23 protein-coding genes and 1 riboswitch are annotated in these 21,847 nt (G+C 71.7%); of the genes, 12 read left to right on the top strand and 11 right to left on the bottom strand.

Annotated elements, in window-relative coordinates; translation table 11 throughout:
• Nucleotide 1 precedes the first annotated feature (1 nt).
• From CW359_RS04915 to CW359_RS04905, 3 genes are all read right to left on the bottom strand, one after another.
• On the bottom strand, nt 2-412 hold the full coding sequence (locus tag CW359_RS04915) for a DUF3040 domain-containing protein (RefSeq protein ID WP_105968504.1): 411 nt from the start codon (nt 410-412) through the stop codon (nt 2-4).
• Between the two features lie 275 nt (nt 413-687).
• On the bottom strand, nt 688-1,458 hold the full coding sequence (locus CW359_RS04910) for a methyltransferase (protein WP_105968503.1): 771 nt from the start codon (nt 1,456-1,458) through the stop codon (nt 688-690).
• A 313-nt stretch (nt 1,459-1,771) separates the two neighbouring features.
• Nucleotides 1,772-2,341 carry an SAV_6107 family HEPN domain-containing protein gene (locus CW359_RS04905; RefSeq protein WP_105968502.1) on the bottom strand — a complete coding sequence of 190 codons (570 nt, stop codon included), beginning with the start codon at nt 2,339-2,341 and terminating at the stop codon, nt 1,772-1,774.
• Nucleotides 2,342-2,511: 170 nt separating this feature from the next.
• Here CW359_RS04905 and CW359_RS04900 point away from each other — a divergent pair, with 170 nt between their 5' ends.
• The 5 genes from CW359_RS04900 to CW359_RS04880 all read left to right on the top strand — a co-directional run bounded on the left by CW359_RS04900 (nt 2,512) and on the right by CW359_RS04880 (nt 8,638).
• Nucleotides 2,512-3,351, top strand: a complete 840-nt coding sequence (locus tag CW359_RS04900) for an ATP-binding cassette domain-containing protein (RefSeq protein WP_105968544.1) — start codon at nt 2,512-2,514, stop codon at nt 3,349-3,351.
• Nucleotides 3,323-5,407 carry a YhgE/Pip family protein gene (locus CW359_RS04895; RefSeq protein WP_105968501.1) on the top strand — a complete coding sequence of 695 codons (2,085 nt, stop codon included), beginning with the start codon at nt 3,323-3,325 and terminating at the stop codon, nt 5,405-5,407. Before CW359_RS04900 ends, CW359_RS04895 begins: the two co-directional genes overlap by 29 nt.
• 44 nt (nt 5,408-5,451) lie before the next feature.
• Nucleotides 5,452-6,081, top strand: coding sequence for a TetR/AcrR family transcriptional regulator (locus CW359_RS04890; protein WP_105968500.1), 630 nt, complete (start codon nt 5,452-5,454; stop codon nt 6,079-6,081).
• Nucleotides 6,082-6,516: 435 nt separating this feature from the next.
• Nucleotides 6,517-7,119 carry a DUF4126 domain-containing protein gene (locus tag CW359_RS04885; RefSeq protein ID WP_105968499.1) on the top strand — a complete coding sequence of 201 codons (603 nt, stop codon included), beginning with the start codon at nt 6,517-6,519 and terminating at the stop codon, nt 7,117-7,119.
• A 10-nt stretch (nt 7,120-7,129) separates the two neighbouring features.
• Nucleotides 7,130-8,638: a phytoene desaturase family protein gene (locus CW359_RS04880; RefSeq protein ID WP_198655092.1), complete on the top strand. Its 1,509-nt coding sequence runs from the start codon at nt 7,130-7,132 to the stop codon at nt 8,636-8,638.
• A gap of 26 nt (nt 8,639-8,664) precedes the next feature.
• On the opposite strand, the gene CW359_RS04875 is transcribed toward CW359_RS04880, so the two are convergent.
• The 6 genes from CW359_RS04875 to CW359_RS04850 form a co-directional block, all read right to left on the bottom strand.
• Nucleotides 8,665-9,726 carry an SCO2102 family sporulation regulator gene (locus CW359_RS04875; protein WP_105968498.1) on the bottom strand — a complete coding sequence of 354 codons (1,062 nt, stop codon included), beginning with the start codon at nt 9,724-9,726 and terminating at the stop codon, nt 8,665-8,667.
• A 56-nt stretch (nt 9,727-9,782) separates the two neighbouring features.
• Nucleotides 9,783-10,706, bottom strand: a complete 924-nt coding sequence (gene metF, locus CW359_RS04870) for a methylenetetrahydrofolate reductase [NAD(P)H] (RefSeq protein ID WP_105968497.1) — start codon at nt 10,704-10,706, stop codon at nt 9,783-9,785.
• A gap of 106 nt (nt 10,707-10,812) precedes the next feature.
• Nucleotides 10,813-11,502 (bottom strand): thiamine phosphate synthase, encoded by a 690-nt coding sequence (gene thiE / locus CW359_RS04865; protein WP_105968496.1) that lies wholly within the window; start codon nt 11,500-11,502, stop codon nt 10,813-10,815.
• A gap of 103 nt (nt 11,503-11,605) precedes the next feature.
• Entirely contained in the window at nt 11,606-11,977 is a 372-nt protein-coding gene (locus CW359_RS04860) for an Rv2175c family DNA-binding protein (protein ID WP_105968495.1), read from the bottom strand.
• A gap of 85 nt (nt 11,978-12,062) precedes the next feature.
• Nucleotides 12,063-13,301 carry an NAD(P)/FAD-dependent oxidoreductase gene (locus tag CW359_RS04855; protein ID WP_408647451.1) on the bottom strand — a complete coding sequence of 413 codons (1,239 nt, stop codon included), beginning with the start codon at nt 13,299-13,301 and terminating at the stop codon, nt 12,063-12,065.
• Nucleotides 13,302-13,329: 28 nt separating this feature from the next.
• Nucleotides 13,330-13,707 carry an avidin-fold protein gene (locus CW359_RS04850; RefSeq protein WP_105968494.1) on the bottom strand — a complete coding sequence of 126 codons (378 nt, stop codon included), beginning with the start codon at nt 13,705-13,707 and terminating at the stop codon, nt 13,330-13,332.
• Between the two features lie 228 nt (nt 13,708-13,935).
• Nucleotides 13,936-14,047: riboswitch (TPP riboswitch) on the top strand.
• On the opposite strand from CW359_RS04850, the gene thiO reads away from it, so the two are divergent.
• The 6 genes from thiO (at nt 14,045) to CW359_RS04810 (ending at nt 20,094) form a co-directional block, all read left to right on the top strand.
• Nucleotides 14,045-15,208: a glycine oxidase ThiO gene (thiO, locus tag CW359_RS04840; protein ID WP_105968541.1), complete on the top strand. Its 1,164-nt coding sequence runs from the start codon at nt 14,045-14,047 to the stop codon at nt 15,206-15,208. Its footprint overlaps the riboswitch before it by 3 nt.
• A complete protein-coding gene (gene thiS / locus CW359_RS04835) occupies nt 15,205-15,405 on the top strand; it encodes a sulfur carrier protein ThiS (protein ID WP_105968492.1) in 201 nt (66 codons plus the stop codon). Before thiO ends, thiS begins: the two co-directional genes overlap by 4 nt.
• Nucleotides 15,406-15,408: 3 nt before the next feature.
• Nucleotides 15,409-16,203 carry a thiazole synthase gene (locus tag CW359_RS04830; RefSeq protein WP_105968491.1) on the top strand — a complete coding sequence of 265 codons (795 nt, stop codon included), beginning with the start codon at nt 15,409-15,411 and terminating at the stop codon, nt 16,201-16,203.
• A 202-nt stretch (nt 16,204-16,405) separates the two neighbouring features.
• Nucleotides 16,406-18,421 (top strand): Stk1 family PASTA domain-containing Ser/Thr kinase, encoded by a 2,016-nt coding sequence (gene pknB / locus CW359_RS04825; RefSeq protein WP_198655091.1) that lies wholly within the window; start codon nt 16,406-16,408, stop codon nt 18,419-18,421.
• A gap of 264 nt (nt 18,422-18,685) precedes the next feature.
• Nucleotides 18,686-19,558, top strand: coding sequence for a deoxyribonuclease IV (locus tag CW359_RS04815; protein ID WP_105968488.1), 873 nt, complete (start codon nt 18,686-18,688; stop codon nt 19,556-19,558).
• 56 nt (nt 19,559-19,614) lie between these two features.
• Nucleotides 19,615-20,094, top strand: a complete 480-nt coding sequence (locus CW359_RS04810; protein ID WP_105968487.1) for a DUF4396 domain-containing protein — start codon at nt 19,615-19,617, stop codon at nt 20,092-20,094.
• 15 nt (nt 20,095-20,109) lie between these two features.
• Here CW359_RS04810 and CW359_RS04805 read toward each other — a convergent pair whose 3' ends face one another.
• Nucleotides 20,110-20,757 (bottom strand): sulfite oxidase-like oxidoreductase, encoded by a 648-nt coding sequence (locus CW359_RS04805; protein WP_105968486.1) that lies wholly within the window; start codon nt 20,755-20,757, stop codon nt 20,110-20,112.
• A gap of 196 nt (nt 20,758-20,953) precedes the next feature.
• On the opposite strand from CW359_RS04805, the gene bfr reads away from it, so the two are divergent.
• Entirely contained in the window at nt 20,954-21,433 is a 480-nt protein-coding gene (gene bfr / locus CW359_RS04800; RefSeq protein WP_105968485.1) for a bacterioferritin, read from the top strand.
• A 16-nt stretch (nt 21,434-21,449) separates the two neighbouring features.
• On the opposite strand, the gene CW359_RS04795 is transcribed toward bfr, so the two are convergent.
• Complete coding sequence (locus tag CW359_RS04795) at nt 21,450-21,677, bottom strand: (2Fe-2S)-binding protein (protein WP_198655090.1); 228 nt, start codon at nt 21,675-21,677, stop codon at nt 21,450-21,452.
• Nucleotides 21,678-21,847: the final 170 nt, after the last annotated feature.

Here is a 21,847-nt window from a genome sequence, read left to right as displayed (position 1 = left end):
GCTACTGGCCACCCTGCTGTTCGTCACGGCGCCGCTGCCAGCGCTCCTCGATGCGATCCATCATGGAGCGCCGCTGCCGACCCTGTCGGCGGGCCTGCGGGGCTCCGGGAGCGGCACCCGCGGCGGGTTGTTCACCCGGCTTGGGGGCCTTGCGCCAACCTGTCACGGCCAGGACCGCACAGCCCAGCATGACGAGGAACCCCACCACGCTGACCCAAATCTGCTGTGCGACCATTCCGGCCATGAGGAGCGCGATACCTACGAGGAAGCCCGCGACCGCCTGGTAGACCCGTCGCCGGGTGTACGTGCGCAGCCCGCTTCCTTCAAGCGCTGTCGCGAACTTGGGATCTTCGGCGTACAGCGCTCGCTCCATCTGCTCGAGCATTCGCTGCTCGTGCTCCGAGAGCGGCACGGAGTCCTCCTCATCGTGCAGTCGCCGGGGCGACCGGGGGTCCCCTTCAGGATAGGCAGGGAATCGCCCCCGTGAAACCCGCCCCTCTACGCCAATTGGCAACCGGAATCCGCCATGGCCGTCCCGGTTCGCTGAAGCGTTCATTCCCCAGCAACCGGCCCGTCATGCAGAGCGGTCTCCCTCGATCATACGGCTCCGGGCGCCCGATCGGGGGGCCTGTGGCGTACTCCATCTGCGGCCGAGCCGCTGATCAGCGGTCCGCCGCCGGAGGTGACTCAGGCCTCGTCGGCACCCGGCGTCTCGCCGAGCACGTGAAGCTGGGTGGCCACGGAGTGGAAGGCGGCCTGCTCGGCAGCCGCGGCCTCCAGCTTGAGCAGGGCGTCCAGCGCGCCGGGCTCGGTGTCCACGAGGACGCCGGGCACCAGGTCGGCGAAGATCCGCACACCGTGCACGGCACCCACCCGCAGGCCCGCTCCCTCGACGAGCGCGGTGAGCTGTTCGGCGGTGAAGCGGTGCGGTACGGGGTCACTCTCGCCCCAGCGGCCGTTCGGGTCGTCGAGCGCCTGCCTGGCCTCCTTGAAGTGGCCGGCGAGGGCCCGCGCGAGCACGGCGCCGCCGAGTCCTGCGGCGAGCAGGCTGAGAACGCCCTCGGAGCGCAGGGCGGCCACCACGTTGCGGACGCCCTCGGCGGGGTCGTCCACGTACTCCAGGACGCCGTGGCAGAGCACCGCGTCGTAGCCACCGCGCTCGACGACGTCGAAGAGGCCGTGCGCGTCGCCCTGGACACCCCGGACCCGCTCGGCGACACCGGCCTCGGCGGCCCGGCGCTCCAGCGCGAACAGCGCGTTGGGGCTGGGGTCGACGACGGTGACCCGGTGCCCGAGCCGGGCGACGGGCACCGCGAAGTTGCCGCTGCCGCCCCCGGTGTCGAGGACGTCCAGCGACTCCCGCCCCGTGGTCTTGACCTGCCGCTCCAGAGCGTCCTGAAGGACGTCCCAGACGACGGCTGTACGGAGAGAAGCGCGGGGGCGCATCGGGTCCGACACGACAGTTGACTCCTCGGCGCGGCACCACCACTGACGCGGCGGAACGAACGGAACGCCTCCCGAGCCCCGGTGGGCTGCGGAAAGACTGCGACTTCCCCACCCTATTGCCTCCGGTCACCTACCCGGCCAACCGTCTCGGCCCACGCCGGGGACGCCCCGGCCGCGTGCGTGTACGGGGCCTGGCGGCGGGGGTGTACGGAAGCTCGGCGCGGCTGGGGCGGGACTGCGGGAGTCCCGGCGCCGGGGCGGCTCCGGGCCCCGGCAGGCCCGGGTGTCCGCTCGGCAGCGACTCCGGCGGACCCGGTCGTCCCGCTCAGCTCGCATCCGGGACGCCCCGGCCACCTCCCTCTCGCGGGCCCGGAGGCGTCTCCGGGTCCTGGCGGGGCTGTGGTAGTACCGGCTGGAGGACGAGCATCCGTTCCACGAGGCGGAGGAACATCGCCACGTCGCGGATCAGGTCGTCGGCGTCGCGGTTGGTGGCGGCGCCCTGGATGCCGGCCTCGGCGCGGGCGCGGCGGCGGGCGCCGGAGGCGAAGAGCACGCTCCACTCGGCGAGTTCGGGTGCTATCTCGGGGAGCACCTCCCAGGCGCTGCGGATCCGCGGGCGGCGCCTCGACGTGGGTTCGGGGAGGCTCCGGGCGGCGAGTACCGCGGCGGCGGTGCGCAGGGCGGCGAGGTGCGCGGTGGCGTACCGCTCGTTGGCGGTCTCCAGGACGGCGGCCTCGTCGAGGCCGGCGCGGGCCTGGGCGAGCAGGTCGAGGGCGGCGGGCGGCGCAGTGGCCCGGCGGAGCACGGGGTGCACGTCGCTCGCCGGGCCGGTCGGTGAGGGGGCAGGGCCGGGGGCGCGGCGCCGACGGGCGGCGGCTGCGTTCGAGCTGGCCATGACGAACCTCCTGTCGTCTGTGTGACGGCACGTCCCGACGGGAGGCGCCGTATGTGCCCATCGTGAGGTATGCCACTGACAATCCGTTCTGACCTGGTCTTTTGCTTCGATCGAAGGTTCGGGTTAACTTTTGCACTGACCAGTCAGTGCAAAAAGGTGGGGTGGGGATCGTGGACGGTCCGTACGGGCTCGGGGTGACCGCCCGGGCCTTCGGGCTCAAGGGGCCTCGCGGCTGGGCGTTCCGCGAGGTGTCCTTCGACGCGGAGCCCGGTTCGCTGATCGCGGTGCAGGGGCCGTCCGGATCGGGCCGCACCTGCCTGCTGCTCGCGCTCGCGGGCCGGATGAAGGCCACCGAGGGGGCGGCCACGGTCGGCGAGTGGGGCCTGCCCGGGCAACTCGCGGCGGTGCGCGGCGCGAGCGCACTCGCGCACGTCCCGGGTGTCACCGACCTGGAACCCGCCCTGACCGTCGGGGAGCACCTGCGGGAACGGGCGCTCCTGGAGCGCCGGTTCGGCGGTTCCCTGCGCGGACTGCTGCGGCCCCGGGCGGAACGGGTGGCCGGGGCGAAGGCGCGCGTCGACGCCGCGCTGACGGCCGCCGGTCTCGACCTCGCGGCACTGCCCAAGGGCGCCAGGACCGCCGTACGCGATCTGGAGCGGCTGGAGGCGCTACGGCTGTCCGTGGCGCTGGCGCTGGTCGGCCGGCCGAGGCTCCTGGGGGTCGACGACACCGACCTGAAGCTGTCGGACGCCGAACGGACCGAGGTGTGGGCCCTGTTGAGGTCGCTCACCGAGACCGGAACGACCGTCGTGGCGGTGTGCAGCGAGGCCCCCGAAGGGGCGGTGATCGTGTCGACGGCACCGCACGAGCAGGAGACCCCCGGGCTCGACGAGACCGCCGACGCCTCTGAGACCTCCGAACCCCACGACACCCCCGAGACGACCCCCAAGACCCCCAAGACCCCCGAAAAGGAGACGGCAGATGCGCTCCCCACGCCTGGCCGCGCTTGAGTTGAGGCGGTTCGGCCGGGGCCGGCTCCCTCGCGCCGCCCTCGCCTCGCTGCTGCTCCTGCCGCTGCTCTACGGCGCCCTGTACCTGTGGTCCTTCTGGGACCCCTACGGCAGGCTCGACCGCGTCCCCGTGGCGCTCGTGAACGACGACAAGGGCGCGAGCGTCGCCGGGAAGAAGCTCTCGGCCGGTGCCGACATCGTCAAGGGGCTGCGCGACAGTGACACCTTCGAGTGGCACGAGGTGAGCGCGGCCCAGGCACGGAAGGGTGTCGAGGACGGCACGTACTACCTGTCGCTGACCATGCCGGCCGACTTCAGCGCGCGGATCGCGTCCAGTTCCGGCGACTCCCCGGAGACGGGCGCGCTCCAGGTGCGGACCAACGACGCCAACAACTACATCGTCGGGCAGATCTCCCGGACGGTGTTCGGCGAGGTGCGCACCGCCGCCTCCACGAAGGCCTCGCGGTCGTTCCTCGACAAGATCTTCGTCTCGTTCTCCGACATCCACGGGGAGACCGTGAAGGCCGCGAAGGGCGCCGACACGCTCAACGGCGGTATCGGCAAGGCCGAGAAGGGGTCCAAGGATCTCGCCGACGGGCTGACGGACGCCAGGACGGGCAGCGGCAAGCTCGTCACGGGGCTGCGGAAGCTCGACACCGGGGCGGGCGATCTGGCCGACGGTTCGCGGCAGGTCGCGGCGGGCACGCAGACGCTCGCCGACAAGGTCAACGGGGTCTCGGACCGGCTGGGGCCCTTCCTCAGGGACAACGAGAAGACCATTGGGGACACCGCTCAGCTCGTCGCCGACTCGGCCGGTACGGTCCGGCGCAACCTGGGCACCCTGGTGAAGGCCGCCCCGGCCGCTGCCAAGGGCGCCCACACGGCCGCCGAGACCCTGGACGGCGTCTACAGGGCGCGCTGCGTGACCGCGGTGCTGCCCGACGCCGCGTGCGCCGACCTGAAGAAGGCCCGCCAGGCCGCCGCGGACGTGGCGACGGTCGCCGACGACGTCAACACGCTGGTCGCCGACCAGAACGGCGATCTGGACAAACTTGACCAGCACCTCGCCGCGCTCCAGAAGCAGGCCCAGTCGCTCGCCGACCGCGCCCCGCGTCTCTCCGAGGACCTCGCCGACGCCGTCCGCAAGGTCAACCAGCTGAACGAGGGGGCCGCCCAGGTCGCCGCAGGAGCGAGGAAACTGCACACCGGGCTCGCCACCGCCAAGTCCGGCGCGACCGCCCTGGACACGGGCGTCGGTGACCTCAAGACGGGCGCGGACGACCTCACCGGAGGCATGTTCAAGCTCGTCGACGGCTCCGGGAAGCTCGCCGGCGGACTGCACGACGGCGCCGCCCAGATCCCCGACTACGACCGCCAGGCCCGCGACACCCGCACCGAGGTGATGTCCGACCCGGTCCAGCTCGCCTCAAGCGATGTCCACAAGGCGCCCAACTACGGCACCGGATTCGCCCCGTACTTCATCCCGCTGTCCCTGTGGGTGGGCGCGATGGTCGCCTACATGCTGATCCCGCCGCTCAACAGGCGGGCCCTCGCGGCGGGTTCCCCGGCGTGGCGCATCACCCTGGCGGGCTGGCTGCCGGTCGCCGCCCTGGGCGTGCTGCAGACCGCGGCCCTGATGTCCGTACTGCACTGGGCGATCGGCCTGGAGATGGCACGGGCGGCCGGGACCGTGGGCTTCCTCTTCCTGGTCACGGCCTGCTTCGCGGCGATCGTCCAATGGCTGAACGCGCGCTTCGGCGCGGCGGGCCGGATCCTCGTACTCGCCTTCCTGATGCTCCAGTTGACGTCCGCGGGCGGCACCTATCCCGTGCAGACCAGTCCGGGCTTCTTCAACGCGATCCACCCCTTCATGCCGATGAGTTACGTCGTCGAGGCCCTGCGCAGGCTCATCACGGGCGGTGGGCTCGGCCCGGTGTGGCAGGCGTGTGCCGTGCTGGCCGCGTTCACGGTCGGCGCCCTGGCGCTGACCGCCGTGTCGGCCCGGCGCAGGCAGGTGTGGACCCTGGACCGGCTGCACCCGGAGCTGAGCCTGTGACAACTCGTCAGCATGGGGCCCGTGTTCCTGTGAGAATCAGGCCCATGGAACGCAGCAGCACCCCGTCGGGCGGCAGTACACGCCGCGAGGCCACCCGGCAGAAGCTCTACGAGGCCGCCGTCACGCTCATCGCGGAACAGGGCTTCTCCGCCACCACGGTGGACGAGATCGCCGAGCGGGCCGGGGTCGCCAAGGGCACGGTCTACTACAACTTCGCCAGCAAGTCCGTCCTCTTCGAGGAGTTGCTGCGGCACGGCGTGGAACTCCTCGCCGCCTCCCTTCGGGAGGCAGCGGAGAAGACCGAACGGGACGGCGGCACCAAGGTCGACGCCCTGGACGCGATGATCCGGGCCGGGCTGGAGTTCATCAGCCGCTACCCGGCCTTCACCCAGCTCTACGTGGCCGAGCTGTGGCGCACCAACCGGACCTGGCAGTCCACCCTGATGGTGGTCAGGCAGCAGGCGGTGGCGGTCGTCGAGGGCGTCCTGCGCGAGGGCGTGGCGGGCGGCGAACTGAGCGACGAGATCGACATCCCGCTGACCGCGGCGGCCCTGGTCGGCATGGTCCTGGTCGCCGCCCTGGACTGGCAGGCCTTCCAGCCGGAACGCTCCCTGGACGACGTCCACTCGGCCCTGTCCCGGCTGCTCCAGGGGCGGGTCGGCGGCAACCGCTGAACGAGCGGAGCGGGGCAGGGGGGCACAGCGGACGACCGGGGCACACAGGAAAGCGCCGGTCCGCTGTGGCCGCGTCCCCCGCGGGCCACCTCGAACCGGCGCTTCCTTCCTGCTCCCCCGTTTTCCCCCTTTTCCCCGTTCCCCCGTATCCCCCCGTGTTCCCCCGTTGACCCCCGTGCGGTCGCTTCCCCGGGTCCCCCGGTGCCTCGCTCCCGCCGACGGATCGGCGGAAGGAGCGGTCCAGGGCACCGGCACCGTTCCGCCGCCCCGTGTCGGCGGTACCGGAGCCGTGCCCTTTTCCGTGCCCCTACTCTCTCGTTCCCGCAGGTCGCGGCCCATCCGTGCGCGTACTCATCTCTCGCCCTAGGTACGTGTACTCAGCACTGCGCACTCACCCCCAGGACGCGTCGTTGCCGACTGGTTACCATCGCCTCCGTGTCCGTACTCCCCCTTGTCTTCACCAGCGGCTGGGCCAGCGGCATCAACGCGTACGCGGTGGTGCTCCTCCTCGGCGTCTTCGGCGCGACCGGGCTGACGGACGAGGTCCCCGAGTCGCTGCAGCGCCCCGAGGTCCTCATCACGGCGGGCGTGCTGTTCCTGTGCGAGGCGGTCGCCGACAAGATCCCGTACGTGGACTCGGCGTGGGACGCGGTACACACCGTGATCCGGCCGGTCTCCGGGGCCGTCGTCGGGGCGCTGCTGGCCGGGCAGAGCGGTTCGCTGTCCGATCTGGCGGCGGGCGCGATCGGCGGTTCGACGGCGCTGGCCAGCCACGCGGTCAAGGCCGGGACGCGGATGGCGGTCAACACCTCGCCCGAGCCCTTCAGCAACGTGATCGTGAGCTTCGCCGAGGATCTCGGGGTCGCCGGGCTCGTGACGTTCGCGATGTTCCACCCGGAGGCCGCGGCGGCGATCGCGGGCGCGCTGCTGATCGCCGGGCTCGTCCTGCTGTTCTTCCTGGTCTCCCGGATCAGGCGGTTCCTGCGCCGGCGGGCCCAGCGGCGCGAGGAGAGACGGCTTGTCAGTGGGGGCGGATAAAGTCCCTCGCATGGCACAGGTGGTGGTGATCGGCGCCGGGATGGGCGCGATGGCAGCCGCTGCCCGGCTGGCCGTCGCGGGCCACCGGGTAGCGGTGTACGAGCGTGCGGAGACGTACGGCGGGGCGGTGCGCCGCTTCGAGCGGGACGGCTTCTCCTTCGACACGGGTCCGGGACTGTTCACCCTGCCCGCGGTCTACCGCGACCTGTTCGTCAAGACCGGCAAGCAGCCCCTGGAGGAGTGCGTCGAACTGGTCCAGGTCGACCCGTCCTCGCGGCACGTCTTCCCGGACGGTACGGCGGTCTCGTTGCCGAACGCGTCCCGCGCGGGCGTCGTCCAGGCCCTGGACGCGGCTCTCGGGGCCGGGGCGGGCGACCGCTGGGGCGACTTCCTGGTCCGGGCCCGCGAGGCCTGGGACCGCACCCGCAGACCGCTCCTGGAGGAGCCCCTGTGGGACGAGTGGCATGTGCTGGGCGGACGCGAGCCTTACCCGGCGGTGCCCCGGAAGCGGCTGCTGCGCAGCACCCGCAGGGCCGGCACGCTCGCCGAGATCGGCGCCTGGGAGCTGCGCGACCCGCGCCTCACGGCCATCCTGGAGAGCCACGCCCTGGAGTTCGGCCTCGATCCCCGGGACACCCCGGCGAGCGCGGCCGTGCTGCCCTACATGGAGCACGCCTTCGGCACCTGGTACGTCCGGGGCGGCATCCGGGAGTTGGCACGCGCGGTGTACGAGCGGTGCGTGGACCGGCGGGTCGAGTTCGTCTTCGGCGCCGAGGTCACGGGCATCGTCGAGAAGGACGGCCGGGCGGCGGGGGTGGAACTGGCCGACGGCACGGTGGCCGAGGCGGACCATGTCGTCGCGGGCGTGGACCCCGTACGGCTGAAGGGGCTGACGGAGCACGTGCTCGACGGGGAGGGCGATGTGCTGCCGGACTCCTCGACGCCGTCGCCGGGCCGGTTCACCGTGCTGCTGGCCCTGCGCGGGGGCTGCGAGGCGGGTACCGCGCATCGCACTGTCGTGCACACTCCGGACCGGGAGGCCGAGCTGGACTGGGTGAGCGGAGCGGGGCCCGGGCCGGTGCCCCCCACGGTCACCGTGCTGCGGCCCGACGATCCGGCTCGGCTCGACCGGGAGCACGAGTCCGTGGTCCTGACGGCGGCAGCACCGCCCAAGGGCGACTGGACGGCGGACGGCTCGCCGGAGCGCTTCGCGGACCTGATGACCGACGCGGCCGGTGCGGCCGTCCCCGGGCTGCGCGAACGCGTCCTGTGGCGGGAGATACGGACGCCCGGCAGGAGCGGGGACGAGACGGGGGCCTTCCTGGGAGGCGTTCCTGCGCCGTCCCTCGCCGGCGGTGACGGCGGCTTCCTGCATCCCGCCAACAGCACCAGACTGCCGGGGCTGTACCGCGTGGGCGGCTGGTCCCACCCCGGGGGCGGGCTGCCGCACGCGGGCATGTCGGGCGCGCTGGTGGCGGGACTGATCGTGGAGGGGCCGGACTTCATGGGCTCGCGGTGAGCCCATGACACCGGGCGGAAGCGGTACTAGAAGCGGTACTGCTGCTCGTCGTAGCCGTTCCCGTGCGTCTGGCCGTTGCCGTTGCCCTGGCCGTTGCCATTGTCCTGGTAGTACTGCTGCTCCGGCGGGAGTTCGCCGCCGTACAGCGGGTCGTCGGTGTTGCGCTGCTGCGGGACCCAGACACCGCTCGCGGGGGTCTCGCCGTAGCCGCCGTTGCCGTACTGGTCCTGGCCGTAGGTCTGCTGGCCGTACTGCTGCTGGTCGTAACCGGCGTCGTAGGAGGTGCCGCCGTAGCCCTGGCCGATGTACGGGTCGGAGTAGGCGGCGTACTGCTGCTGGCCCGAGGTGTCGTAGCCGTACTGCTGCTGGTCGTAGCCGGTGTAGCCGTCGTAGCCGTAGTTCTGGTCGGCGCCCTGGGCCGCCGTCGCGTACGACTGGTCCTGGCCCGCGCCCGCATAGGACTGGTCCTGGCCGGTCGCCGCGGCGTAGGCGGCGTCGCTGTACACGCCGTAGGAGCCGGTGTCGTCGGGCAGGGGCTGCGGTTCGTAGACGGCCGTGCTGTCGGCCGCCATGGGCCGGGCGGAGCGGGACGGGGTGAAGACGTCGTCCCGGTCGTAGTCGCGGTCGAACTCCTCGGCCTGCCGGTACGTTCCGGCGCCGGTGTCGTAGGCGTCGTGCCCGAAGCCGTCGGCGGGGGTGCCCACGAAGTCCGTGCCGGTGCCGGTGCTCTGGCCGTACGCGCCCTCGGACGCTTCGAGGCCGGAGACCTCAAGGCTCGGGTCCTTGTACTCGGCCTCGTCACGGCCTCTGCCGAAGCGCGCGAGGAAGCCCGAGCGGCCGGCGACGGCCCAGCCGGACGAGAACCCGCTGCGGAACGACAGGGTGACGTAGGTCTGGCCGACCGCGAAGGCCGCAGCGCCCAGGCCGATGACCAACACGTTCGGGATGAGCACGCCGAGGACGACGCCGAGGAAGCCGACGAAGGCCAGCAGCCGCCAGCGCAGCCGCGCCTTGTACTGCAGCAGCACTTCGCCGAGCAGCCACAGCGCGACGACGCCGAACGCGATGTAGAGGACCGTCCAGCCCATGTACGCCCCTCTCCCAGTGACCGCTACGCAGTGTGTCGTACGCCGGTGCGGCCGGTCTAGGCCCGCTGTGGGTGGTGCAGACCCAGGTTCTCGTAGATTTCCAGCGATGCCGTGGAGTTGTTCAGCGTAATGAAGTGCAGGCCGGGGATTCCCTCGGCCAGCAGCCGCGCGCAGAACTCCGTGGCGAACTCGATGCCAATGGAGCGTACAGCCGCCGCGTCGTCTTTGGCTGTGAGGATGCGCTCTTTCAGCGCCGGGGGGATGGCCGCGTTGCTGAGCTGCGGCAATCGCTCCAGCATCCGCACGCTGGTCACGGGCATGACCTCGGGGATGACGGGGGTCGGACAACCCGCCGCCGCGACCGCGTCACGCAGCCGCAGATAGGACTCCGGGTGGAAGAACATCTGGGTGATCGCGTAGTCCGCGCCGGCCCGGCACTTGTCGACGAAGTGCGTGACGTCCGTCTCGCGGTCCGGGGAGCGCGGGTGGGTCTCCGGGAAGGCCGCGACGCCTACGCAGAAGTCGCCCGACTCCTTGATGAGGCGCACCAGTTCGGCCGCGTACGTCAGACCGCTCGGGTGCGGTACCCACTCACCCATCGGGTCGCCGGGCGGGTCGCCGCGCACGGCCAGGATGTTGCGGATGCCCGCGTCGGCGTACTGGCCGATGATGTTGCGCAGTTCGGCGATGGAGTGGTCGACCGCGGTGAGGTGGGCGACCGGGGTGAGGGTCGTGTCGGAGACGATCTGCTGGGTCTCCTTGACGGTCCCCGCGCGCGTGGACCCGCCCGCGCCGTACGTCACGGACACGAAGTCCGGGGCGACCGCCTCGACCCTCCTGAGCGCGTTCCACAGGTTCCGCTCGCCCTTGGGGGTTCTGGGCGCCGAGAACTCGAAGGAGTACACGGTCTTGCCGGAGGCGAGCATGTCACGCACAGTGCGCGCGTGATCGGTTCTGGTGGACGCGGTTCCGAGGGCCATACCCGCAGGTTAGTCAGGGGCCGCCGGTCACCCCAACCGGATGGCGAGAATTTGCCCCGGATTGTCGGCTTGTTGTCCACGCCTCGGACACCCGCGCGACGAACCCCTACGCCGAACGCAGCCGCTCGGCGAACTCCTTCGCCGCCGCGCCCGGGTCGTCCGCCTCGGTGATCGCCCGTACGACGACGACCCGGCGGGCGCCCGCGTCCAGCACCTCGTCGAGGTTGCCCAGGTCGATGCCGCCGATGGCGAACCAGGGGCGGCCGGTGGCGAGCCCGGCGGTGTACCGGACCAGGCCGAGGCCGGGGGCGTGGCGGCCCGGCTTGGTGGGGGTGGGCCAGCAGGGGCCCGTGCAGAAGTAGTCGACGCCCTCCTGGACGGCGGCTGCGGCGGCCTCGGACTCGGCGTGCGTGGAGCGCCCGATGAGGACGTCCTCGCCGAGGATCGCGCGGGCCGCCGGGACGGGCAGGTCGCCCTGGCCGAGGTGCAGTACGCCGGCACGCGCGGCGTGGGCGACGTCCGCGCGGTCGTTCACCGCGAGGAGCCTGCCGTGCCGGGCGCAGGCGTCGGCGAAGACCTGGAGGTGGTCCAGTTCCTCGGCGGCCTCCATGCCCTTGTCGCGCAGTTGCACGATGTCGACCCCGGCGGCCAGGACGGTGTCCAGGAACTCGGCGAGGTCGCCCTGGCGCCGGCGGGCGTCGGTGCAGAGGTACACCCGGGCGTCGGCCAGCCGGGCCCTGGCGGCGGTGCCGGGGTCGGCGGTCGCGCCGGGCACGGTGTCGGTCGTCTCGGGCATACGGGTGTCCCCCCATGGACGCGCCCCGGGGTCTTCCTCCCCCGGGCGCGCCTCTGTGTGGCGGCACGCGGACCGCGTCCGCGTGCCGAACGGCTGGTCAGGGTCAGACGGCGAGCGCCTGGGCGCGGCGCTTCACCTCCGTGCCGCGATTCTCGCTGAGGGCCTGCGCGGGGGTGCCGGGCAGGCTGGGGTCGGGAGTGAAGAGCCACTCCAGCATCTCCTCGTCGGAGAAGCCGTCGTCCCGCAGGAGCGTCAGGGTGCCGGTGAGGCCCTTGACGACCTTCTTCTCGACCCCGTCGAGGAAGGCGGCGGGGACGTGCAGCGCGCGGTTCTCACCACGGCGTACGGCGATCACTTGGCCCTCCTTGACCAGCTGCCGGACGCGTGTCACCTCGATGTCGAGGATTTCCGCGATGTCGGGCAGCGTGAGCCAGGCAGGGACGAGAGCATCGATCTTTGCGTCAATCTCGGTCACGGGACAAGCCTGCCATCCCGCACTGACAGTCGGAAGCCGGACCCCTCCGACCTGCGGTGTCGCGGTGGCGCCGGGGCCTGTCCGGCTAGGCGGTGGCCGCTTTCATCGGCCGGGAGGGGTCCGTCAGCCCCTCGGCGTCCATGAGAGTGCCCGCCTCGATCAGCCTGCGGCCCTGTGCCAGGTCCCGGGGGCGGCCCACGGCCAGCAGGGCGATCAGGCGGCCCTCGCGCAGCCAGCAGACCGTCCAGGCGGGTCCTGACGGGTCGCCGCGCCACAGGGTGGTGTCGGCCGAGCCGTGGTGGCCGACGTACTGGACGAAGCGGCCGAACTGCTCCGACCAGAAGTACGGGACCGGGTCGTAGACCGCCGGGGACTCCCCGATGATGTTCGCGGCGACCGTGCGGGGCCCCTGGAGGGCGTTGTCCCAGTGGTGGACCAGCAGGCGCCGGCCGTACCTTCCCGAAGGGAAGGAGGCGCAGTCGCCGACCGCGTACACGTCCTCGGCGGTGCTGCGCAGGTGGTCGTCGGCGACGACCTCCCGGTACTCGCCCAGGGTGATCCCCGAGCCCGTGAGCCAGGCGGTGGCCGGGCGGGCCCCGATGCCGACGACGACGGCGCCCGCGGGCAGCCGGGTGCCGTCGTCGAGCACCACGGCGCCGGGCTCGACGCGGGCCACGCGCGCGTGGGTGCGCAGGGAGGCGCCGCTGTCGGCGTACCAGGCGGCCATCGGCGCGGCCACCTCGGCGGGCAGGGCGCCCGCGAGCGGCCGGTCGGCGGCCTCGACGACGGTGACCGCGCAGCCCGCCTCGCGCGCGGCGGTGGCGAACTCGGCGCCGATCCAGCCGGCCCCGACGACCACGATGTCGTGCTGGCGGGCGAGGACGGGCCGCAGCCGTTCGGCGTCGTCCAGGGTGCGCAGCAGATGCACCCCGGGTACGCCGTCGGTGCCGGGCAGCCGGACCGGTTCGGCGCCGGTGGCGAGGACCAGGGCGTCGTACGGGACGGGCCCCTCGGCGGTGTCCAGCTCGTGCCGGCCGGGGTGGACGCCCAACACCTCGCGTCCGAGCAGCAGTTCGATGCCGAGGGCCTCGAAGTCGACGTCGAAGGCGGAGCCCTCCGCCTTGCCGAGCAGCACGGCCTTGGACAACGGGGGGCGGTCGTACGGCTGATGGGGTTCGGCGCCGATCAGGGTGACGGAGCCGGTGAACCCCTGCTCGCGGAGGGCGACCGCGGTCTGCACCCCGGCCATGCCCGCGCCCACGACGACCACGCGCCGCGGCTGCGGCACACCGCGCGTGTCCTGCGCCTGCGTCTGCTCGCTCACCCGATCACCATAGACAACTGACAAATTGTCAGTCAGTGGGCGCGGTCCGTGACCTGTTGCACACCCGCTGCCCGACCTGCTCCACCACGCTCGTGCCGCTGCCCGGCTGCGACTCCCACTCCCAGGTCTCCGCCAACCGCAGCCGCCCGTCGGGCAGTTCGGTCACCTCGGAGACGCAGTGGCCCGAGGACGTCGTGCCGTCCCGCTTCAACTGCACGTACCGGAAGTCGAGCCGGTCACCCTCCCGCGTACCCACGAGATGTCCGCGGACGACGTCGCCGCCCGCGTACTCGGCCCAGATCTCGCCGTCCTTCTCGTGGTAGGCGAACCGGGTGCTGGTGCCGACCTGGCCCGGGGCCTGGTCTTCGACCGGGGCGAGGACGAGACCGTCGAGCGAGCGGGGCATGGGCGGAGGCTCCCTTACACGTGCGGTGGGCCGAGGGCTAGGTCCTGTCGTCAAGTTCCCGTCGTCCGCCCGGAGGGCGGGCCGCGCGGCGTCAGGTGCGTGCTCTCGGCGTGCCGGGCCCTGACTCGTGTACTGGACGTACTCGGGTCAGGGCCCGGTGCGGCGAGAGTTCGTGCATGGCGCCGCGCGGCAGGCGGGAACTTGACGACAGGGCCTAGGGTGGCCAGCGTAAGCACTCGCGGGAGCCCGGACGCACCGGGCTGAGAGGGAGGCTGGCGGCCTCCGACCGTACGAACCTGATCCGGGTCATGCCGGCGAAGGGAGGGGCTGGACGCCCATGTCGCGTACACACACCTCGGACGTCGTGGTCGTCGGGGGCGGGATCATCGGGCTGGTGACGGCCTGGCGGGCCGCCCAGCGCGGGCTCGCCACGACCGTCGTGGACCCCGTGCCGGGCGGCGGGGCGGCCCAGGTGGCCGCCGGGATGCTGGCCGCCGTCACGGAGCTGCACCACGGCGAGCAGACCCTGCTGGGGCTGAACCTGGAGTCGGCCCGCCGCTACCCGGACTTCGTCGCCGAACTCACCGAGCTGACCGGCCACGACCTCGGCTACCGCCGCTGCGGCACCCTCGCCGTCGCCCTCGACGCCGACGACCGCGCCGAACTGCGCGAACTGCACGCCTTGCAGGAGCGCTCGGGCCTGGCGTCGGAGTGGCTCTCGGGGCGCGAGTGCCGGCGCCTGGAGCCGATGCTCGCGCCGGGCGTGCGCGGCGGGCTGCGGGTGGACGGCGACCACCAGATCGACCCCCGGCGGCTGGCCGGGGCGCTGGTGGCGGCGTGCGAGCGGGCCGGGGTGGTGCTGCGCCGGACCTGGGCCGAGCGGCTCGACGTACGGCGGGGGCGGGCCGTGGGGGTCCTGGACTCGGCCGGCGACGAACTGGCCGCCGGGTCGGTCGTGCTGGCCGGGGGCAGCCTCAGCGGGCGGCTCGCAGGGGTCCCAGAGGCCGTTCTGCCGCCCGTACGGCCCGTGAAGGGGCAGGTGCTGCGGCTGACCGTGCCAGGCCCGTACGCGCCGTTCCTGAGCCGCACCGTGCGGGCCGTGGTGCGCGGCAGCCAGGTCTATCTGGTGCCGCGCGAGAACGGCGAGCTGGTCGTCGGTGCGACCAGCGAGGAGCTGGGCTGGGACACGACGGTCACCGCGGGAGGGGTGTACGAGCTGCTGCGCGACGCCCATGAACTCGTCCCCGGGATCACCGAGTTGCCGCTCACGGAGACGCGCGCGGGCCTGCGCCCCGGGTCCCCGGACAACGCGCCGCTGCTCGGCCCGACCGCACTGGAGGGGCTGTTGCTGGCGACCGGGCACTACCGGAACGGGGTGCTGCTGACGCCGGTCACGGGAGATGCCATGGCGGCCGTCCTGGCCACCGGTGAACTACCGGACGAGGCGCGGGCCTTCACGCCCCGCCGGTTCGACGCCGTACGTACGGAGCAGCTCGTATGAATGTCCTGGTCAACGGCCGGCCGCGGGAGGTCTCCGCCGGTACCGCGCTCGACGTCCTGGTCGGGTCCCTCACCACGGCGCCCTCCGGAGTGGCCGCCGCGCTCAACGAAACCGTCGTCCCACGCGCGCGGTGGTCGTCGACCCGCCTCTCCGAGGGAGACCGCGTCGAGGTCCTCACCGCCGTCCAAGGAGGCTGACCCATGGCCGACGATCCCTTTGTCCTCGGCGGTACGTCCTTCTCGTCCCGGCTGATCATGGGTACGGGAGGTGCGCCCAGCCTCGATGTGCTGGAGCGGGCACTGGTCGCCTCCGGCACGGAGCTGACGACGGTCGCGATGCGGCGGGTCGATCCCTCGGTGCACGGCTCGGTGCTGTCGGTGCTGGAACGGCTCGGTATCCAGGTGCTGCCCAACACGGCGGGGTGCTTCACCGCCGGGGAGGCGGTGCTGACGGCTCGGCTGGCCCGGGAGGCGCTCGGTACGTCGCTGGTGAAGCTGGAGGTCATCGCCGACGAGCGGACGTTGCTTCCTGATCCGGTCGAACTGCTGGACGCGGCGGAGGTGTTGGTGGAGGACGGGTTCACCGTGCTGCCCTACACGAACGACGATCCTGTGCTGGCCCGGAAGCTGGAGGACGTGGGGTGTGCGGCTGTGATGCCGCTCGGGTCGCCCATCGGGTCCGGGCTGGGGATCCGCAACCCGCACAACTTCCAGCTGATCGTGGAGCACGCGCGTGTGCCGGTGATTCTGGACGCGGGGGCAGGTACGGCGTCCGATGTGGCACTGGCAATGGAGTTGGGGTGTGCGGGGGTGATGCTGGCCTCTGCGGTTACCCGGGCGCAGTCTCCGGTGCTGATGGCGGAGGGGATGCGGTACGGGGTTTCCGCGGGGCGGTTGGCGTACCTGGCGGGGCGGATCCCTCGGCGGCACTTCGCTGCGGCTTCGTCGCCCGCGGACGGGCTCGCTTCGTTGGATCCTGAGCGGCCTGCTTTCTAGGCGCCCTGCGCTCTATCCCTTCCGTTTTTTCTCCCACCCGCGCACCACGCGTTTCAAGCCTGTTTACCTGTTCAGGTCGCCTGTGGGGGGTCTCGCCGTCGGCGGCTCTCCCTTGCCGTCCGCGTCACAGGTCGGCTTCAGTCCCGCTGCTTTCCCGGGCGGAACCGTGGGGTTGTCAGCGGCGGCTCGTACACTCACCTGCGTGGATACGACCCTTCAGGACCCTCTCGTCGGGCAGGTGCTCGACGGCCGCTATCGCGTGGACGCGCGGATCGCGGTCGGCGGGATGGCCACGGTCTATCGGGCCGTGGACACCCGTCTCGACCGCGTGCTCGCCCTCAAGGTGATGCATCCGTCGCTGGCGACGGACGTGTCCTTCGTCGAGCGGTTCATCCGGGAGGCGAAGTCCGTCGCGCGGCTCGCACACCCGAATGTCGTGCAGGTGTTCGATCAGGGCACCGACGGGTCGTACGTCTACCTCGCCATGGAGTACATCGCCGGGTGCACCCTGCGCGACGTCCTGCGCGAGCGCGGCGCGCTCCAGCCGAGGGCCGCGCTGGACATCCTGGAGCCCGTGCTCGCCGCGCTCGGCGCCGCGCACCGGGCCGGGTTCGTGCACCGGGACATGAAGCCAGAGAACGTGTTGATAGGGGACGACGGGCGGGTCAAGGTCGCCGACTTCGGGCTTGTGCGCGCCGTCGACTCGGTGACGAACACCACCGGGTCCGTCCTCGGCACCGTCTCCTATCTCGCCCCCGAGCAGATCGAGAGCGGCACCACCGACCCCCGGGTCGACGTGTACGCCTGCGGCATCGTCCTGTACGAGATGCTCACCGGCGACCAGCCGCACTACGGCGACTCCCCCGCGCTGGTGCTCTACAAGCACCTGCACGAGGACGTGCCGCCGCCGTCGGCCCTCGTACCGGGGCTCGCCTTCGAGCTGGACGAGCTGGTCGCCCTCGCGACCGCGCGCAACGCGGACATCCGCCCGTACGACGCCGTGGCGCTGCTCGCCCAGGTCCTGGAGACGCGTGGCTCGCTCGACGCCGAGCAGTTGGACGCCGTACCGCCGCAGGCCGTCGCCTCCGGGCACGACAACGCCGAGGACCTGACGAGCGTCATCCCGCGCGCACTGGCCGCGCAGCGGGCCCTGCCCGTCGACGGGGACGAGCCCCCGCGCGCGGAGCAGCGACAGCGGCATCAGCAACAGGAACAGGGACAGGACTTCGAACGGTCCGATCGGGCCCCCCGGACCCATCGGACCAGTCGGCTCGGTGCCGTCGCCGCTCCCGAGGCCGCTCCTGTCTCCCGGCGGGCACCTCGGTCGCGCAATCGGCGTACGCCCATCGCCATTCTCGTCGCCCTGCTGCTGGTCCTCGGGGTCGGCGCGGGCGTCTGGTACATCAACTCCGGGCAGTTCACGCAGGTCCCGGGGGTGCTGTCGCAGACCCGGGCGCAGGCCGGGGACCGGCTGGCGGAGGCCGGGCTCGAAGTCGGCAAGGTCGACACGGCCTACAGCGACACCGTCGCGCGCGGGACCGTCATCAGCACGGACCCCGACGTCGGCGCCCGCATACGGAAGCACGACTCCGTGGACCTCGTCATCTCCCGGGGGCCGCAGACCGCGCCCGTGCCCCAGCTCGCCGGCTACCAGCTCGACAAGGCCAGGGCGCAGCTCAAGCGCGTCGGCCTGGAGGCCGGCCAGGTCACCCGGGAGTTCAGCGAGGACGTGCCCCGGGGGGCCGTCATCAGCACCACCCCGGAGCCCGGCACCGAGCGGCGTGCGGGGTCCGCGGTGGCCCTCCTCGTCAGCAAGGGCAGCCCCGTGGAGGTCGCCGACGTCACCGGTGCGACCCTCGCCGACGCGAAGGCCGAGCTGGAGCAGGCCGGGCTGAAGGTCAGGGTCTCCACGGAGAGCGTCAACTCGGACGAGTTCGAGCAGGGTCAGATCGCCGTCCAGTCACCGGAGGGCGGCGCCGAGGCCGAGCTGGGCGACATCGTCACGCTGACGGTCTCCAAGGGCCCCGAGATGATCGAGGTCCCGGATGTCGTGGGCGACAGCGTCGCCGACGCCAGGGAGGCCCTGGAAGGCGCCGGGTTCAAGGTCGACGAGGACCGCGGACTGCTCGGGCTCTTCGGCGACACCGTGAAGAAGCAGTCCGTGGACGGCGGCGACACCGCCGCCAAGGGCTCGACCATCACCATCACGATCCGCTGACCTCAGGGCTTTGCCCCACCCGCGCGCGGGTGGGGCATCCCTCTCGCGGTAGGCGTGTCCCGGTCCGCCGGACGATCTCGCCCCGGTGGAGGTTCCCGGCCGACGCGGGCCTGGTCCTGACGACGACGGCGCCGATCGCCACTGCCATCGCGGCAGCCGTCGTGGCGAACCCGGCGAGCGAGGCCGCGGTGGTGAGCACCCTCGAGAGGTCGGTGGCAGGCATCCGCCGACGGGAGAAGGCGCCGCGCGTGACACCCTGGCCGGGTGACCAGCACGCAGCTCCGCAACCCCGTCGGCGGCCATGTTCCCGTGGCCGGCGGCCTCCACTCCGTCGGCCTGTCCTACGCCCGCGACCTCCTCGCCGAGACCGTCCAGGTCTTCGTCGCCAACCCGCGTGGCTGGGCGACGCCCACCGGGAACCCCCGCCAGGACGAGGAGTTCCGCGCGGCCTGCGCCGAAGGGTCGATCCCGGCGTACGTCCACGCCCCTTACCTGATCAACTTCGGCTCGCACACCGAGGCGACCGTCGAGCGGTCGGTGGAGTCACTGCGCCACTCGCTGCGGCGCGGGCGCGAGATCGGCGCGCTGGGTGTCGTGGTGCACACCGGGAGCGCCACCGGCGGCCGGGACCGGTCCGTGGCCCTCAAGCAGGTACGGGAGCACATGCTGCCGCTGCTCGACGAGCTGACCCACGACGACGACCCGTTCCTGCTCCTGGAGTCGACCGCCGGGCAGGGCTCCTCGCTCTGCTCGCGCACCTGGGACTTCGGGCCGTACTTCGAAGCGCTGGACGCCCATCCGAAGCTCGGCGTCTGTCTCGACACCTGCCACATCTTCGCCGCAGGGCACGATCTGACCGGGCCCAGCGGGATGCACCAGACCCTCGACCTGCTCGTCGACACGGTCGGCGAGGGACGCCTGAAGCTGATCCACGCCAACGACTCCAAGGACGTCGTCGGCGCCCACAAGGACCGGCACGCGAACATCGGCGCAGGCCACATCGGTGAGGACCCGTTCCGCGCGCTGATGACCCACCCCGCGACCGAGGGCGTACCCCTGATCATCGAGACGCCCGGCGGGAAGGAGGGACACGCGGCGGACGTGGAGCGGCTGAAGAAGCTCCGGGAATACCCCTAGGGGGTATACGGTTGGCGGGTGCAGGACACCACGAGACCGTGACACCGGGGGCACCCATGGAGCACGAGCACGAGACCCACGCACACCACCACACACCGGCCGCCACCTGGCCCGTGGCCGTCCAGGCCACCCTGCACTGCCTCACCGGCTGCGCCATCGGCGAGGTGCTCGGCATGGTCATCGGGACGGCCCTCGGCTGGGGCAACGTACCGACACTGATCCTGGCGATCACCCTCGCCTTCTTCTTCGGGTACGCGCTCACCCTGCGCGGTGTCCTGAAGGCGGGCGTCGGCTTCCGTACGGCCGTGCGGGTCGCACTCGCCGCCGACACCCTCTCCATCGCCGTGATGGAACTGGTCGACAACGGCGTGATCACGCTGTGGCCGGGCGCGATGGACGCCCAGCTGGACGATCCGCTGTTCTGGGGCGCACTGGCGATCTCGCTGGCCGTCGCCTTCGTGATCACCACGCCGGTCAACAAGTGGACGATCGGCCGCGGCAAGGGCCACGCGGTCGTGCACCAGTACCACCACTGACCCCGCCGACGACCGCTACAGCTCGGGGCCGTCCCCCGGCTCCTCCTGGTACGAGTAGCGCTGCTCGCGCCAGGGGTCGCCGACGTTGTGATAGCCGCGCTCCTCCCAGAAGCCACGGCGGTCGGCGGTCATGTACTCGACCCCGCGCACCCACTTGGGGCCCTTCCAGGCGTACAGGTGGGGCACCACCAGGCGGAGCGGGAAGCCGTGTTCGGCGGTGAGGAGTTCGCCGTCCTTGTGGGTGGCGAAGATCGTGCCGTCGGACGCGAAATCGGCCAGTCGGAGGTTCGAACTGAAGCCGTATTCCGCCCAGACCATCACATGCGTGACCTCGGCGGCGGGCGGCGCCGCTTCGAGAATCGTCCGCGCCGGAATACCGCCCCACTCGGCGCCGAGCATGCTGAACTTCGTGACGCAGTGCAGGTCGGCCACGACGGAGGCGTGCGGCAGGGCCGTGAACTCCTCGTGGTTCCAGCAGCGCTTCTCACCGTCGGCGGTGGCGCCGAAAACCCTGAACTCCCAGCGTTCGGAGCGGAATTTGGGTACCGGACCGTAATGGGTGACCGGCCAGCCGCGCTGCACCCGCTGCCCCGGCGGCAATTCGGGCTGCGCCGCACCTCCTGAATCGCGCTCTCCCGATCCACGTTCCACCGGCTGACCCATGACTCCATCCTGACAGACCGGGCAGAGTACGCATGACCAGGCCTGTCCAGACACATACACATTCCAACAAGTCTGGATAACTTGGACTAAGCATGCCCTTACTTACTAAGTACGCACTTACTGGACGATCTTCGGCGGCGATGCAATTATTCGGCGGCAACCTCCCTAGTTCCCCCGCTTGGAAGGAGCCTCTGCGATGCAGGGCGACCCCGAGGTCCTTGAATTCCTCAACGAGCAGCTGACCGCCGAACTCACGGCGATCAACCAGTACTTCCTGCACGCGAAGATGCAGGAGAACTTCGGTTGGACGAAGCTCGCGAAGTACACGCGGCACGAGTCGATCGACGAGATGAAGCACGCGGAGATCCTCACCGACCGGATCCTGTTCCTGGAGGGCCTGCCGAACTACCAGCGGCTCTTCCACGTGCGGGTCGGCCAGACCCTCACGGAGATGTTCCAGGCCGACCGTCAGGTCGAGGTCGAGGCGATCGACCGACTGAAGCGCGGCATCGATGTCATGCGCGGCAAGGGCGACGTCACGTCCGCGAACATCTTCGAGTCGATCCTCGCGGACGAGGAGCACCACATCGACTACCTGGACACCCAGCTGGAGCTGGTGGAGAAGCTCGGCGAGGCGCTGTACATCGCCCAGCTGATCGAGCAGCCGGAGAGCTGAGAGCCCGCTTCAGGACTCAGGCGGCTTCGTCGAGCCGTTCGGCCAGGACCGACTGTGCCTCGTCCACGAGCCCACGGGTCGGGTACGCACCCCTGCCCAGCAGCGCCTGGATCCGCCGTACGCACGAGCCGCAGTCCGTGCCCGCCTTGCAGGCCGAGGCGATCTGGCGGGGTGTGCAGGCGCCGTCCGCCGCGTGCTTCTTCACTTGCGCCTCGGTCACTCCGAAGCAGTTGCAGACGTACACGCGGGTCCACCTCCCGACGGGAATCCAAAGGCCGTGCCGTCCCGATGATCGGTGAGGCTAACCTAACCTTACCCGGCTCATAGAAGGCTTAAAAGTGGCGTGGGGGGGGGGGGGGGGGGGCGGGGCCCCCCCCCCCCCCCCGGGGGGAAAAGGGGCGGGCCCGGGGGTGT

Origin of the sequence: Streptomyces geranii (genome assembly GCF_002954775.1) — a bacterium.
GTDB lineage: Bacteria > Actinomycetota > Actinomycetes > Streptomycetales > Streptomycetaceae > Streptomyces > Streptomyces geranii.
Note: the sequence above shows the minus strand (reverse complement) of the source record. Positions and strands in the feature narration are given on the sequence as shown.